This is a genomic window from Rhizobium phaseoli, from assembly GCF_001664385.1.
GTDB classification, from domain to species: Bacteria; Pseudomonadota; Alphaproteobacteria; order Rhizobiales; family Rhizobiaceae; genus Rhizobium; species Rhizobium phaseoli.
Genome location: NZ_CP013532.1, coordinates 3,645,001 through 3,659,593, shown reverse-complemented (window position 1 = coordinate 3,659,593; position 14,593 = coordinate 3,645,001). Strand labels below are relative to the sequence as shown.

Genomic DNA, 14,593 nt, shown 5'->3' with positions numbered 1-14,593 from the left:
GGCAGAGGCGCCGGGACCGGTTCTCACGCGGGGCTTACTGGCCGACCTTGTCGTTCCATGTCTTCAGCCAGCCGGCGCGGTTGTCGAGGGCGACGGCGGAGGGGATCAGCTTGAGGCTCTTAGCCGTATCTTCGCCATAGGTGAGATTGTTGGCGGCGGCTTCGGAAAGCTTGACCTCGCGGTTGGCAGGGCTGTCGATCAGCTTTTCGGCGAGCTTGGTCTGGGTCTCGGTAGAGAGCCAGAAGTCCATGAACTGCAAAGCGAGATCCTGATTCTTCGAACCCTTGGTCACCACCAGCACGTTCATGCCGCCGGTCTGGCCCTCCTTCGGTGTCGCCCAGGCGACTGGCACATCGAGCTTGGTGAAGCCTGCCCAAGAGAACCGGCCGATCGGTGCTGCCCAGATCTCCTCCTGCTGCATCAGTTGCACGAGCTGTGAGGATTTTTCGTAGAAGGTGACGATGTCGTCCTTCTTCTCGGCCAGTGCCTCGATCGGTCCCTTCAGGTCGGGCGTGTCCTTGCCGAGCGCCTGGCCCAGCATATAGAGGGCCGGCGGGCCCTGATTGGTGGTCACGTTCGGAAAGGCGACGTGGGCGACATATTCGGGCCTCAGGAGATCGGCCCAGGAATCGATCTTCATCTTGTCGGAGCGGTAGGCGATCGAGGTGGCGTAGAAGGTATAACCGACGCTCATGCCGTCGCCGTTCGGGTCCTTGGCGATGTCGTACAGCTTGGCGAAATTGGAAAGTTTTGCAGTGTCGACCTTGTCAATCAGGCCAGCGCGGGCGGCGGCCAGCGCATCGGCCATCGAAACCGCGGCGAGATCGATGACGGGACTGGCCTTGTTGGCCTCCATCTTGGCCAGACGCTCGACGCTGTTGCCGGTCTCGACCACCAGCTTGCAGCCGCATTTGGCTTCGAACGGTCCGTAGACCAGCTGCTTGAAATCGTCCTGGGCGAACGCATAGACGGAAATCGTCAGCGTCCGCTCTGCTGCGGATGCGCCAAACGGCGAGAGTGCGGAGAGCGCCACCGCGGCAATGAGAGCTTTTTTCATCCTACTTGTTCTCCATCTCTGAGGTTTTTGGTGCCGGGTTCGCAGGCCCGGATGATTGACGCACGATCAGCTGCATGGCGACGCGATTGGTCTCGGCGGTAACCAGCATGCCTTCCCGCGTGCCGTTGGTTCTTATGCTGTCCACCAGCGCGGACACGGCAATCCCGGCGATTTTGTCCATGTCCATCCGGACCGTCGTCAACGACGGCGTGACGACCGAGGACCAGATGAGGTCGTCGAAGCCGGTGACGCTGACATCGGTGGGAATGTGGATGCCTGCCTGCTGCAGCTCGGTCAGTGCGCGCAGCGCTTGCAGGTCGGAGAGCGCTGCGAAGGCGGTGAAACCCTGTCCGGCTTTTTCGGCGAGGCCGAGCGAACAGCCGCTGCCGCCGTTCAGCTCCAGCCTGTCGATCCAAAGCGTTTCTGCTTGCATTCCCGGCTTGAGAGCGGAGCGGATGCCGCCGGCGCGGTCGTTCTGGACATTGGATTCCTGGTTGTTGCCGATGATCAGAATCCTGTGATGGCCGAGGTCCGCGAGATGGCCGGCGATCTCGCGGCCGCCCTGCCAATGATCGGCGGCAACGGTATTGCCGGGTGTCGAGGCAGTGTCGATGACGGCGACCGGACAGGCGGCGTCCGAAATGCGGGTGGCGCGGCGGGGGATGATGATCAGGCCTTCGACGCCGCGCTCGACGAGCCGGTTGATCGCCTCGGTCTGGGCAGCGACATCACCGCGGGAATCGGCGATTAGCACGCCGTAACCTGCGGCAGACGCGGCGAATTCGATCGCTTGCGCAATCTTCGGGAAGAGCGGATTGGCAATATCGGGCAACACCAGGCCAAGAACACCGCTGCGGCCGGTCCTGAGCGCCCGGCCGGCCTGGCTCGGGACGTAACCGAGTTCGGCCGCATGCTCGCGAATCTTTTCGATCAGTTGGCCGGAGACCCGGCCCTTGCCGGACAGCGCATTCGAGACGGTGGCGACGGAAACGCCGAGCGAGCTCGCGATCCTGCTGAGGTTTGGTCCCGGGCGCGATGAAGCCATGACTCGACGTCGCTCTGATTAATCGTTTAACCAGGCATATATCAGCTCTTTTTGCTTGTCGAATCCAAATTCAACTTCAGGGGAATTATTCCGGGGACAAATTCGTCGCGCATGAAAAACCCCGCGAGTTCATGAGCTCGCGGGGTTTTCGCATTTCAGAAAAGGCACCGAGCCGATCAGCTCTTGGCCTTCGCCGGTTCTGGCTTCACGGGCGCGGTAGTCTTGCCACCGGGCGCGTAGCCGCCGCCGACTGCGATGTTCAACGAGACATAGTCCTTGGCCATCTGCTGGACGGACTGGGCAAGGCTTGCCTGGGCGAGCGAAACCTGGCGCTGCGCGTCGAGAACGTCGAGCAGCGAGGAGGCGCCGTCCTTATAGGATGCGGTCGAAAGTTCGAGCGTTTCCTGCGTGGTCTTTACCTGGGCCTGGAGGGCGGCGACCGTCTGGGCGTCACGCCGGACGGCGGCGAGCGCATTCTCGACCTGCTCGACGGCCGTCAGCACCGTCGATTTCCAGTTGAGGTAGGCGGTGGCGGCGTCGGACTGCGCCGACTTGACGTTGGCGCGCAGGCGGCCGCCATCGAAGATCGGCAGGTTGAGTGTCGGACCGAACGACCACGGCGTCAGGCCGCCATGAACGCCGCGCTGGTTGATGTAGGACGGCGAGATCGAGCCGCTGAGCGAAATGCTCGGATAAAGCTGCGCCTCGGCAACACCGATGTTCGCCGTTGCGGCGGCGAGGTCACGCTCGGCGACACGAATGTCGGGACGGTTGCGGATCAGGTCTGCCGGAATGCCGGAGTTGATGCCGCCGTGGAATACCGGCTGACCACCGCCCCTCAGCAATTCGTTGACGAGCGCCGAGGCCGGCAGGCCGAGCAGCGTGGCGATGTGATGGGCCGATATGCGGATATTGGTTTCGAGGCCTGGAATTTCGGCGAGCGTCGACTGGACAAGACCTTCGGCCTGAACGACGTCGAGCCGCGAGGCGGCACCAGCTTCGAGCTGGAACTTGGTCAGTTCGTAGGTTTCCTGACGAGACTTCAGGTTGGCCTTCGAAAGCGCCAGGCGCTGCTGATAGAAGCGAACGTCGATGTAGCTCGAGACGAGATCCTGTACGAGGGTCAGCTTGGCGACATCGGCGGATGCGTAGGCGGAGTCGAGCGAAGCGGCCGCGCTTTCGGTGCTGCGCTTGTAGAGGCCGAAGAGATCGAGCAGCCAGCTTAGCTGGACATCGCCGGCGCTGGTGTTGCGCGTGTCGAACTGCGTACGCAGTTCGCCCTTCTGGCCGCTGACCGTGTGCGAGGCGCCGACGTTCAGGCTAGGCAGGGCGCCCGCACCAGCAATGGTAACATTTGCGGAAGCTGCGTTGATGCGCTCGATCGCCTGCTGGACGGTCAGGTTCTGCTCGAGGCCGGCCTGGACATAGCCGTTCAATCTGGGGTCCTTGAACGCGGTCCACCATGCTGCGGTGGCAACGTCGCCGACGCTCTTCGTCCCGCCTTCTCCGAATTTGGCGGGCAGCGGCATTTCAGGAGGAGCATGATCCGGGCCTACGACACAGCCCGACAATAACAACAATAATGCCGGTGTGGCAAAACGAAGAGATACCATTCAGTTCTTCCTGTACTCGAGCAAGTCAATTCTTGTCCGAAGCTTCATGCTTCACTATCGGCCGCCGCGCCTCGTTCTACCAAAAACACACACCGAAGCAGTCGGGCGCAATGTAGCAATCGGAACAGCAATATCACAGTGCATTTATATCACACCGCTGCCGCATTTTTGCCGCGTGTGGCAAAGATGCGTCGGATGACGACGAAAAACGACGGCACGAAGAAAATTCCGAGCATCGTTGCGGCCAGCATGCCGCCGAGAACGCCGATGCCAATGGCGTTCTGCGCCGCCGAACCCGCGCCTGTCGCGATCGCCAGCGGCACGACGCCGAGAATGAAGGCGAGCGAGGTCATGATGATCGGCCGCAGCCGCAGCCTCGCCGCCTCGAGCGTCGCCTCGTAGAGTCCCATGCCGCTTTCCATCCGATCCTTGGCGAATTCGACGATCAGGATTGCATTCTTCGCCGCAAGCCCGATCGTGGTAAGCAAGCCGACCTTGAAATAGACGTCGTTCGCCTGGCCGAAGAGCGTTGCCGCCGCCAGCGCGCCGAGAATGCCGACAGGCACGGCCATGATCACCGAGAAGGGGATCGACCAGCTTTCGTAGAGCGCTGCCAGGCAGAGGAAGACGACAAGAACGGAAATCGCGTAAAGCATCGGCGCTTGCGAGCCGGAAAGACGCTCCTGATAGGAAATGCCCTGCCAGGCCACCGTGTAGCCGCCGCCGAGCTGTTCGGTCAGCGCTTCCATTTCGTTCATCGCATCGCCGGAGGACACGCCGGGAGCGGAGGCGCCGTCGAGCGGGATGGCGCTGACGGCGTTGAAACGGGCAAGCGAGGGCGCCCCCTTCACCCATTCGGTTTTGGTAAAGGCGGAGAAGGGCACCATCTCGCCGGCACTGTTGCGGGCATACCAGTGGTTCAGATCGTCCGGCTGCATGCGGAAGGGCGCGTCGCCCTGGACATAGACCGGCTTGATCTCGCCGTTCAGCGTGAAGTCGTTGACGTCGCGGCCGGTGAAGATGATCGACAGCATCGAATTGACCGAGGCGATGTCGACGCCCATGGCGCCGATCTTCTCCTGATCGAGCACGATGCGCATCTGCGGCTCGACTTCCTTGCTGCTGCTGCGCAGCGCCACGACCTTGCCTGACGAGTTGCCCATCTGGATCAGCCGCTTGGAGGCCGCCGTCAGGGCGTCATTGCCATGGCCGCCGGTATCGACGAGATACATGGAAAAGCCGCTCGACACGCCGAGGCCCTGGATCGCCGGCGGCAGAAGCGCGAAGACTTGCGCCTCGCGCATCGCAAAGAAGCTGCGCAGGGCTCGGCTGACGACCGACTGGGCGCTGAGGTTCGGATCGGTGCGCTGCGAGAAATCCTTGAGCTTGGTGAAGACAATGGCGCTGTTCTGGCCGGAGCCGTTGAAGCCGAAACCGAGCGCGCCGAAGACCGATTCGACGGCATCCTTCTCGTTCTCGCGATAGTAGTTTTCGACCTTCTCGACGACGGCCTGGGTCTGCTGGGTGGTCGAGCCCGGCGGTGTGGTGACGATGGTCAGCAGCACGCCCTGGTCTTCCTGCGGCAGGAATGAGCTCGGCAGGCGGGTGAAGAGATAGGCACAGCCGGCGCCGACGAGCAGGAAGACCAGCATGACGCGGATCGGCCGCTTGAGGAGATAACCGATGGTCCTGACATAGCCGTTGGTCGAGCGGGTGAAATTGCGGTTGAACCAGTCGCCGACACGGTGCTTTCTGTGTTCGCTGACCGGCTTCAGCATGGTGGCACAAAGTGCCGGGGTCAGCACGATGGCGACGAGCGCCGACAGCAGCATGGCCGAGACGATGGTGATCGAAAACTGGCGATAGATGATACCGGTCGAACCGCCGAAGAAGGCCATCGGAATGAAGACGGCGGTCAGCACGAGCGCGATGCCGACGATGGCGCCGGTAATCTCGCTCATCGATTTTTCCGTCGCCTCGATCGGCGAAAGTTTTTCTTCGGACATGATGCGCTCGACGTTTTCGACGACGACGATTGCGTCGTCGACGAGAAGGCCGATCGCCAGAACCATGGCGAACATCGTCAGCGTATTGATGGAATAACCGGTGGCGGCCAGCACCCCGAAGGTGCCGAGCAACACCACGGGGACGGCGATGGTCGGAATGAGCGTCGCTCGCAGGTTCTGCAGGAAGACGAGCAGCACCACGAAGACGAGCACGATTGCCTCGATCAGCGTATGCACGACCTTTTCGATCGACAGTTCTACGAAGGGGGTCGTGTCGTAGGGATAGGTGATCTTCACCCCTTCCGGCAGAGTGCGGCCGATGACATCGAGGGCGGAGCGCACGCGGGCGGCGGTATCGATGGCATTGGCGCCGATCGCCAGATTGACCGCGAAACCGCTCGAGGGCAGGCCGTTGTAGCGCGAACTGCCGCCGTAGCTTTCCTGACCGATCTCAATGCGCGAGACGTCGCTCAGGCGCACCGTCGCGCCGTCCTTTTCGACCTTCAGAATGATGTGTTCGAAATCGGCAACGGTGGTCAGCTGGCTTTGCGCCGTAATGGTGACATTGAGCTGCTGGCCGGGGATCGTCGGCTGGGCGCCGAGCGAACCGACCGAGACCTGGGTGTTCTGCGCCTGGATCGCCGCTGTGACGTCGCTCGGCGTCAGCTGATATTTCAACAGCTTATAGGGGTCGAGCCAAACGCGCATGGCGTATCCCGAACCGAAGACGTTGATGCTGCCGACGCCCTCCAGACGCTGAATCTGATCTTCAATCGAGGTCGACATGAGGTTGCCGAGATCGACTGAACTGCGCTTACCGTCCGTCGAGACGAGCGAGCCGACGAGAAGGATGCTCGAGGTCGAACGCGTCACGCTGATGCCGGCGTCGATGACATCACCAGGAAGCTGCGATTGGACAAGCTGCAGCTTGTTCTGCACCTGCACCTGGGCGATATCGGGATCGATGCTGGTTCCGAAGGTGAGCTGGATGCTGGCCGATCCGGTCGACGAGGTCGAGGTCATATAGGTGAGGTCGTCGAGGCCGGTCATGCCGTCCTCGATGATCGTCGTCACCGATTTTTCAACAGTCTCGGCGCTGGCGCCGCGATAGGTAGCGTTGATGCGGACCGTCGTCGGGGCGATGTCCGGATACTGCGAAATCGACAGGGTGAAGATCGCCAGCAGACCGGCAAGCATGATGGTGATCGCAATGACCCATGCGAAAATCGGACGTCGGATGAAAAACTTGGCCATCAGTTGTTCCTGTGCTGCTGAGACGGTGACGCGGGCTCGAAGCGATTATTTCGCTGCGGGCTTTTGCGCGTCACCGGCCGCGGGCTGCTCGGCAGGCACGACAACGCCGTTGTCGCTGATCTTCATCGGCACCGGCTTCACCGGCATGCCTGACGTGATCGACTGCAGGCCACTGACGATCAGCTGATCGCCGTCCTTGATGCCTTCGGTCACCAGCCAGGAATTGTTGGAGGGCGAGCTGTTCTCGAAGGCGCGGGTTTCGACCTTGCCGTCGGCGGAAACGAATTGCGCCGTCAGCCGCCCGTTGGCGTCGCGACTCGTCGCCAGCTGCGGCAGCGCGTAACCGGTCTCGGCGCCGAGCTCGACGGTTGCGCGGACATACATGCCGGGCAGGACGACACGATCGGGATTGGGGAAGAGCACGCGGATGATGAAGGTGCCGGTCGTCTCGCTGACAACCTGCTTCGACATGTCGAGCTTGCCCTGCTGGTTGTATTCCTTGCCGTCTTCGAGGATCAGATGGAAGGCGACGTTCTCCGCGCCCTTGATATCGCCGGCTTCCATGGCATCGCGCAGCCGCAAGAGGTTCGTGCTCGATTCCGTCAGGGAGATATAGATCGGATCGAGCTGGCGGATCGTCGTCAGCGCCGTCGACTGATTGGCCGAGACGACGTTGCCGACATTATAGGCGGTCTGGTCGATGACGCCGTCGAAGGGCGCCACGATCTTCGTATGATCAAGGTCGATCTGCGCGGCGGAAAGAGCAGCCTTTGCCGACTCGACCTCGGCCTTCGCCTGGAGAAGCGTCGTCCTAGCGGTCTCGTATTCGATCTGCGTAGCGCCGCTGCCGACAAGGCGCTGGTAGCGTTCGAGATTGCTTTCAGCGCTCGGCACGCTCGCCTCGGCCTTGGAGATTGCCGCCTTGGCCTGCTCGACGGCGGCAATATAGGGCGCATCCTCAATCTGATAGAGAAGGTCACCTTTCTTGATCTCGCCGCCTTCCCTGAAGGCGATCTCGCGGATGATGCCGCTCACCTGCGGCCGGATATCGGCCGTCTGGAAAGATTCGGCGCGGCCGGGAAGGATCGTGGTAACAGGGAAGCTAGCCTTCTTCAGCGCGACCACGCCGACGGGCGCTGCCTGCTGTGCCGCGCCTGCGCCGGCATTGCTGGCGGGCTTGCTGGCGTTGTCGCTGCAGGCGCCGAGCAAAGCGCCGGCCACCAGGGCCGAAGAGATGAACAGGGCACGCCGTATCATTCTGAATTCCCTCATGCGGTGGCAATCGCCGTTCGATCCACGGGCTCGGCCGGGCCGAGCGCAGGCTTATATAAGCGTCAGGATTGATCTGGCTTGAAATGCCAATATCCGAGTCTAAGAAAAGCTTTACGAAGTGACGTAAGTCAGCAATCGTCACTTAGCAAGCGCTATTTTGCAGTGCGGCATCGACGAAGCCGACGATTTCCCCGGCTCGGCGCACCAGTGTCTCCTTGTCGTCGCGGACGATAAGGATAGGATGCAGCACGCAGGCCAGCACATCGGCGACGGTATGGGCCGCACGCTCGGGATCGCGGCAGCTGTATCGTCCTTCCGCCATGCCTTTGCGGATGATCTCGCCGAGTTTTTCCTCGATGCGGGCGCGATAGCGATTGCCGGCTTCGAGTTTGGCCTCAATGGTCGAGAGCACCATTTCGAAGATGTAGGGGCTCTTCTGGATGTCCTGCAGATGGCCCTCCAGCAGCCGCAGAACGAAGCGCAGCAGCTGTTCTTTCGCGGGCATGTCCTGGTCGAGAGGGAGGAAACGCTCGGCGGCATTGTCGAGATGGCGTCCGGCGATGGCGTCGACCAGTGCGACCTTGGAACGGAAGTGCTTGAAGACATTGGCGGGCGACATGTTGAGCGCGCCGGCGATATCGGCGATCGATACGGCGACGTAGCCACGCTCGCGAAACAGCATCTCCGCCATGGACAGGATGTCCTGTCGCGTCTCTTCGGCCTTGCGTCTCGGCCTTCTCGCCATCTGTCCCCCGCCGGGTCGAGCCCGGTATCCCTTTTTGCCGATGCTAGTTTGATTGCACGAAAGCTGCCAAGCCGGTGCTCGGCCCGGCGGCTTTATGTGTCGTCTTTTTCAAGGGAAATAGCGGGAGAGGTTGTTTCGGACGCGCGCAAGCGGCGTCTCGCCGCTGTCGTCTGGAATAAAGCGTTCGCCGGTGATCGCCTCATAAGCCCTGATGTAGACGGCTGAGGTCTGCTCGATCAGTTCGGGGGGGATTTCGGGAATCTCATCCTTGTAGGGATCGCAACGCTCCGCCACCCAGGCGCGGACGAAATCCTTGTCGAAACTTTCCGGCCGCTTTCCGGCGGCAAAACTTGCCGGATAGCTTGCGGAAAGCCAGTAGCGGCTGCTGTCGGGTGTGTGGATCTCATCGGCGAGAATGATGTTGCCGTCGCCATCGGTGCCGAATTCATATTTGGTGTCGACGAGGATCAGGCCGCGTTCGGCGGCCATCGCCTGGCCGCGGGCAAAGAGCGCAAGCGCATATCGTGATAACGTCTCCCACTGCTCCTTGGTCAGAAGGCCGCGGCCGACGATTTCGGCAGGTGTCAGAGGCTCGTCATGACCGCCGTCGAATTCCTTGCTGGTCGGCGTGATGACGGGTTCGGGCAGGATCTGGTTGTCGCGCATGCCGTCCGGCAGGCGCATGCCGTACATCTCGCGCTCGCCCTTCTTGTAAAGCGTCAGGATCGAGGTGCCGGTGGTGCCGGCAAGATAACCGCGCACGACGATCTCGACCGGCAGGATGTCGAGCCGCTTGCCGATGACGACATTCGGATCGGGATAGTCGATGACGTGGTTCGGGCAGATGTCCTTCGTCGCCTCGAACCAATAGCGCGCCGTCTGCGTCAATACCTGGCCCTTATAGGGAATGCAGGTGAGAATGCGGTCGAAGGCACTCAGCCGGTCGGTGCTGATGATGATGCGGTGCCCGTCCAAAAGGTCGTAATTCTCGCGCACCTTGCCGCGATAATAATTCGGCAGTTCGGGGAAATGGGCTTCGGAGAGGATTCGCACGGCGCTCGACTGTCCTTGTATTTGGGTGAACGTTTTTTCTGCTCTAGTTTCATCGCGCGGGAAGTCAAGTCAGGCGCCAAGTATCGCATCACAGCCAGAACAGAGCCAGGAGAAACAGAGCCAAGCCATAACTCAAGACGGCGAGCGGCCAGCCGGCGCGCAGGAAGTCGCTGAAACGATAGCCGCCGATGCCCATCGCAAGCGTATTGTTGTGATGGCCGAAGGGCGTCAGGAAATCGAGAGAGGCGCCGACCGCGACCGCGATCAGATAGGCGTCGGGCGCATGCCGGCCGGTCCTTGCGAATTCCAGTGCGATCGGCGCCAGAACGATCGCGACCGTCGCATTGTTGACGAAGGGCGTCAGCGCCATCGCGAGGAAGAGAATGAGGGCGATGCCGGAAAGCGGATGGCCAATCGGCACGACGAGGCTCAGCCAGCCGGCGATCGCTTCGGCTGCGCCGGTGCCTGCCACCGCCTGGCCGATTGGAATCATCGCCGCGAGCATGATGATGATCGGCCAGTTGAGATCGCCCATCGCCTGGCGGATGTTGAGGTGATTGAGCATGGCGAGCACGAGAACGACGCCGGCAAAAGCGATGTCGGGGTGCAGGCCGGCCGCAGATGCGGCGACGCCGCAGGCAAAGAGCGCAAAGGGCCGCCACGAGAGAAGGGCGGGCTCGGCGGGGGCTGTCTGGGCGAGTGGCAGGCATTCGCTTTCTTCAAGCGCTTCGGCGATCGCGGTTCGTGGCCCCTCTAGCGTCAATATATCGCCGATCGACAGCTGCAGGTCGAGGAAACGACCTTCGATGCGCGGTGCGCGCATGGAAAGAGCGGTGATTGCGACGCTGCGGCTTTGGAACACTTCCAGCGAGCGGACACGCGAACCGACCAGCGTGCTCTCCGGCATGACGACGGCTTCAACCCGGGTAAAGTCCGGCTGCAGGCCATGCGGATGCGCATCGGCCATCAGCGCCTGCGCGGCGGCAAGCCCGGCAAAGACTGCATCTGCCCCTTCGGCAAGCAGCATGTCGCCGGATGCGATTATCGACTGTTCGAGCGGACCGAAGACGAATTTGTCGCCGCGGATCAGCGCGTGCGGCTTGATGCCGAAGCGCGTCGGACAATCGGAGAGCCGGACGCCGATCAGCGGTGAAACGTCGGGGATGCGGCGCTCGACGACGATCCGGCGCGCGCCCGTAGAGATCGTTGCCGGCGCTTCATCGGATTCGGGAAACAGGCGCCGGACGCGAAAGGCGATGAGCAGAATGCCGGCGATTGCGACCGGCAGGCCGACATAGGCGAAATCGAAAAAGCGAAAACCTGCTCCGCTCGCCTTGGCAAGCGCATCGCTGACGAGGAGGTTCGCCGGCGTGCCGATCAGTGAGACAAGGCCGCCGAGCAGCGCCGCAAAGGAAAGAGGCATGACGAGCTGCCGGCGAGGGATGGTCAGCGCCGTGCCGAGCTGCAGCGCCACCGGCAGGGTGATTGCAAAGGCGCCGATATTGTTCATGAAGATGGAAATGAAGCCGGCAAGCGAAGAAGCGCCTGATATGACTGTGAAATCCGAAGGTCTTGCGGCCGCGAAACGGGCGGCAAGTCTGTCGAAGACCCTGGCGCGCGCCAGCACCTGGACGATCAGCAGAATCTCGACGACGGTAATGACGACGGGACTGGCGAAACCGGAGAAGATCTGGTCGGCGGGATAGAGGCCGAGCGCATAGCCGGCCAGCAGGCCGGCGATCGAGACCAGCTCGATGCGAATGCGATCGAACGAGAAGAGAACGAGCATCGCCAGCAGAAGGATCAGCAGGGATGCTTGCTCGAACGTCATGCGTGGGTCCGTGTTTATCGATCCGGCGACTGTAATCGTTCCTTCTGCGCTGTACAGAGGTGGCGGCCGGCAAAGATGCGACGATCTCATGCATTACGTCAGGCGGGTGTCTGCCACCGGCCTGCTGCGTTTCGTCCCAGAATGGGGGTTGCAAAGACACCGACGGTGCGCGCAATCCATTGCGGGCCGGCGGCCGCAAAGCTTTCGCGCCAGCGCTCCGACTGCAGCATCCCCGCGCCGATCACCGCGGGTTCGACACCGCAGCCCGTCAACAGATCAAGAGCAGCGACGATCGAAGTGCCGCTGGAAATGACGTCGTCGATCAGCGCCACGCGCCGTCCCGCAAGCAGCGGCAGCATGCGCGGATCGATATAAAGGCGTTTCTGCTGCGTCGGGGTCGTGATCGAGGACAGGGCGACGGAGAGCTCGTCGCGATACCAGAATTTGCGTGAGGTGCCGAGCGGGACATAGCGGTCGTGGCCGAGCTTCTGGGCGACGGCGGCGGCAAGCGTCAGGCCGAGCGTCGGCAGGCCGGCGACGACATCGATGCGCATCGGCCTGATTTTTTCGGCGAGGTTTTCGGCCAGCGCATCGAGCACGGCGAAGCTTGCCTGGTTGACGATCAGTGAGGCGAGGGCGTGCTCACCATCTCCCAGCACGCGGATCGGCAGGCGAAGCTGGCGACCGTCTTCCAGCGCGGCGACATAGAAGGAGGTGAATTCGCCGTCGCCGGCAAAGGTGCCACGGGGATGGATCTCCTGCCAGAAATCGTGCGGCGCCAACTCTGTCATATCCGTCAACGTCTCGCCCGTTCCATCCCGGCGCTTCGGCGGAGCGCCTGCAATTCCGCCGCAGTCAACGCACGTGCGGCGCCTTTTGGGAGTTCGCCGAGTTCGAGCCCGCCGATCGCGACGCGCACGAGCCGCAGACATTCAGTGCCGAGCGCCTCCAGCATGCGGCGAATCTGGCGGTTGCGGCCCTCGTCGAGCTCGACCTCGATCCATGAATTCCTGTCGCCCTGGCGCAGGCGCCGCACGGCGGTTGCCGTCAGCAGCTCGCCGTCATGACGGATGCCGGATGTCATGGCGGCGATTTCCTCGTCGTCCAAGACCCGGTCGATCTGAACATGATAGGTCTTGGTCACATGCGTGACCGGGTCGAGCAGGATCTGCGCGAATTCGGTGTCGTTGGTGAAAAGCAGCAGCCCTTCGCTGGCCTTGTCGAGCCTGCCGACCGGCGAGAGATGCGGGATGTCGAAATCCCTGAGGCAATCGTAGACGGTCGGCCTGCCTTCGGGATCGTGACGGGTGGTGACGAGCCCGCGCGGTTTGTTGAGGATCAGATAGATTTTCGCTTCGGCGGCAATCACGAGGCCGTCGACGCGGATCTTCGCCGTCACGAGGTCGACCCAGGCTGAGGGATCGTTGACCGTGCGGCCGTCGATGGACACGCGGCTTTCGGCAATCAATCGTTCCGCCTGGGTCCGGGAGCAATAACCGAGCTTGGAAAGGGCGCGGGGAAGGGTGACCCGCTTGCCTGCAGCATCGGCCGTGAGCTTTGGCCGCTCGCGCGTCTTTTGCGGTGGGCGCCGGTCCCTCATCTGCTATCCCTGTGCTGCTTCGATGCCGCTTCTTGGCATGAACGGCACAAGGATTCCAGCTTGGCGAACAATATCGATGGAGCGATGGGGCTGCAGGTTACCCTCAGCGCTTCTGACAAAGCACTGTCAAGGCATGAAGAGGTTGCGCTGTCTCAGCGGCAGGCCATGAGTCCGGCCAACTCCTTGCGGCTGACGACGATGCCGGCAGCGGCTTTCACGGGGTCGGGATGCGTATAAGATAGGCTTGGCATTTCCGGCAGCTCGAGTGCCTGACGCATATTCATGATGCCGACCGCGTAACGGCCGTTGGCGCCGTCGACGCTGACTTCAATGATGCAATTGGCCCTCTTGTTTTCCATGTTGTCCTCCCTTTCGTTTTTTATGGTCCCTTGCTTGCATTAAAAATTGGTTTTTCTAAGACGTAAGCATTTACGCACCCTGCCGAAAAACAGATCGGCAGGGTGCGTAAAAATATGATTTTTCAGCGGATGCAGCGGAATTACCGCCACCAATGGCGATGCTGGGGCTGCGGGCTGCCGGCAAGCAGATATCCGGCGAGAAAACCAATTGCGCCTGCAAGCACCAGCGCCGTTGTCGTGGCGGCTGGATGCTCGCGTGCAGCACCGGCTGCCGCGGCTCCTTCGGTCCTGATCTGCGCGACGGCGTTCTTGGCGCGGGGCAGGGCCTCATCATAGACCTTGCCGGCGCGGCCGCGCACTTCGTAGTAGGCTTCGGCGCCCTGAGCAGAGATCATCTTCTGCAGGCGGGATACTTCCTGCTGGAGCGCAGCAATGTCCTTGCTGACGGATGCTCTGATATCGTCGGTGTTGGCAGGCATGTCGGTCTCCTTTCCTCTCCTCGATGGGAAAGACAACACTCCACACGGCGATAGGTTCCGAAAATGCCGGTCGTTGATTTGTGACGGTAATTTGAACTCGGCGGCCGGAAGCGATTTAATCATTCGTTAACCGTAAACTCGCTCAAGCCGCTGTTTTCCTGTCATCTTTTTGGGTTTGGAAGCGGGTTTTGGTCGGTTTTTTGATCGGGCGGTAAAAGAATTTCTGGAAATGGACCGCGAAAACGTCGGCTGTGGATAAGGGTGGCCGGAAAAATCCGT

12 protein-coding genes are annotated in these 14,593 nt (G+C 61.7%); all 12 read right to left on the bottom strand.

All coding sequences use genetic code 11. From position 1 onward, the window contains the following. Nucleotides 1-34 precede the first annotated feature (34 nt). The 12 genes from AMC88_RS17640 to AMC88_RS17585 all read right to left on the bottom strand — a co-directional run bounded on the left by AMC88_RS17640 (nucleotide 35) and on the right by AMC88_RS17585 (nucleotide 14,314). Nucleotides 35-1,057 (bottom strand): ABC transporter substrate-binding protein, encoded by a 1,023-nt coding sequence (locus tag AMC88_RS17640; RefSeq protein ID WP_064825576.1) that lies wholly within the window; start codon nucleotides 1,055-1,057, stop codon nucleotides 35-37. A gap of 1 nt (nucleotide 1,058) precedes the next feature. Continuing rightward, a complete protein-coding gene (locus tag AMC88_RS17635; RefSeq protein ID WP_064825575.1) occupies nucleotides 1,059-2,102 on the bottom strand; it encodes a LacI family DNA-binding transcriptional regulator in 1,044 nt (347 codons plus the stop codon). Between the two features lie 176 nt (nucleotides 2,103-2,278). Next, nucleotides 2,279-3,715: an efflux transporter outer membrane subunit gene (locus AMC88_RS17630; protein ID WP_012485054.1), complete on the bottom strand. Its 1,437-nt coding sequence runs from the start codon at nucleotides 3,713-3,715 to the stop codon at nucleotides 2,279-2,281. A 149-nt stretch (nucleotides 3,716-3,864) separates the two neighbouring features. Then, nucleotides 3,865-6,975: an efflux RND transporter permease subunit gene (locus tag AMC88_RS17625; RefSeq protein ID WP_012485053.1), complete on the bottom strand. Its 3,111-nt coding sequence runs from the start codon at nucleotides 6,973-6,975 to the stop codon at nucleotides 3,865-3,867. Nucleotides 6,976-7,020: 45 nt separating this feature from the next. Beyond that, entirely contained in the window at nucleotides 7,021-8,232 is a 1,212-nt protein-coding gene (locus AMC88_RS17620) for an efflux RND transporter periplasmic adaptor subunit (protein WP_012485052.1), read from the bottom strand. Nucleotides 8,233-8,389: 157 nt separating this feature from the next. Beyond that, nucleotides 8,390-8,992: a TetR family transcriptional regulator gene (locus tag AMC88_RS17615; protein ID WP_012485051.1), complete on the bottom strand. Its 603-nt coding sequence runs from the start codon at nucleotides 8,990-8,992 to the stop codon at nucleotides 8,390-8,392. 108 nt (nucleotides 8,993-9,100) lie between these two features. Beyond that, nucleotides 9,101-10,045, bottom strand: coding sequence for a phosphoribosylaminoimidazolesuccinocarboxamide synthase (locus AMC88_RS17610; RefSeq protein ID WP_012485050.1), 945 nt, complete (start codon nucleotides 10,043-10,045; stop codon nucleotides 9,101-9,103). A gap of 88 nt (nucleotides 10,046-10,133) precedes the next feature. Then, a complete protein-coding gene (locus AMC88_RS17605) occupies nucleotides 10,134-11,876 on the bottom strand; it encodes an SLC13 family permease (RefSeq protein WP_064825574.1) in 1,743 nt (580 codons plus the stop codon). 98 nt (nucleotides 11,877-11,974) lie between these two features. Continuing rightward, nucleotides 11,975-12,658, bottom strand: a complete 684-nt coding sequence (locus AMC88_RS17600; protein ID WP_064825573.1) for a phosphoribosyltransferase — start codon at nucleotides 12,656-12,658, stop codon at nucleotides 11,975-11,977. A gap of 14 nt (nucleotides 12,659-12,672) precedes the next feature. Then, the gene (locus AMC88_RS17595; protein WP_012485047.1) at nucleotides 12,673-13,476 is read right to left on the bottom strand and encodes a pseudouridine synthase; all 804 of its coding nucleotides are present in this window, start codon (nucleotides 13,474-13,476) and stop codon (nucleotides 12,673-12,675) included. Between the two features lie 152 nt (nucleotides 13,477-13,628). Continuing rightward, the gene (locus AMC88_RS17590) at nucleotides 13,629-13,835 is read right to left on the bottom strand and encodes a hypothetical protein (RefSeq protein WP_064825572.1); all 207 of its coding nucleotides are present in this window, start codon (nucleotides 13,833-13,835) and stop codon (nucleotides 13,629-13,631) included. 140 nt (nucleotides 13,836-13,975) lie between these two features. After that, nucleotides 13,976-14,314: a hypothetical protein gene (locus AMC88_RS17585; RefSeq protein ID WP_064822647.1), complete on the bottom strand. Its 339-nt coding sequence runs from the start codon at nucleotides 14,312-14,314 to the stop codon at nucleotides 13,976-13,978. Nucleotides 14,315-14,593 lie beyond the last annotated feature (279 nt).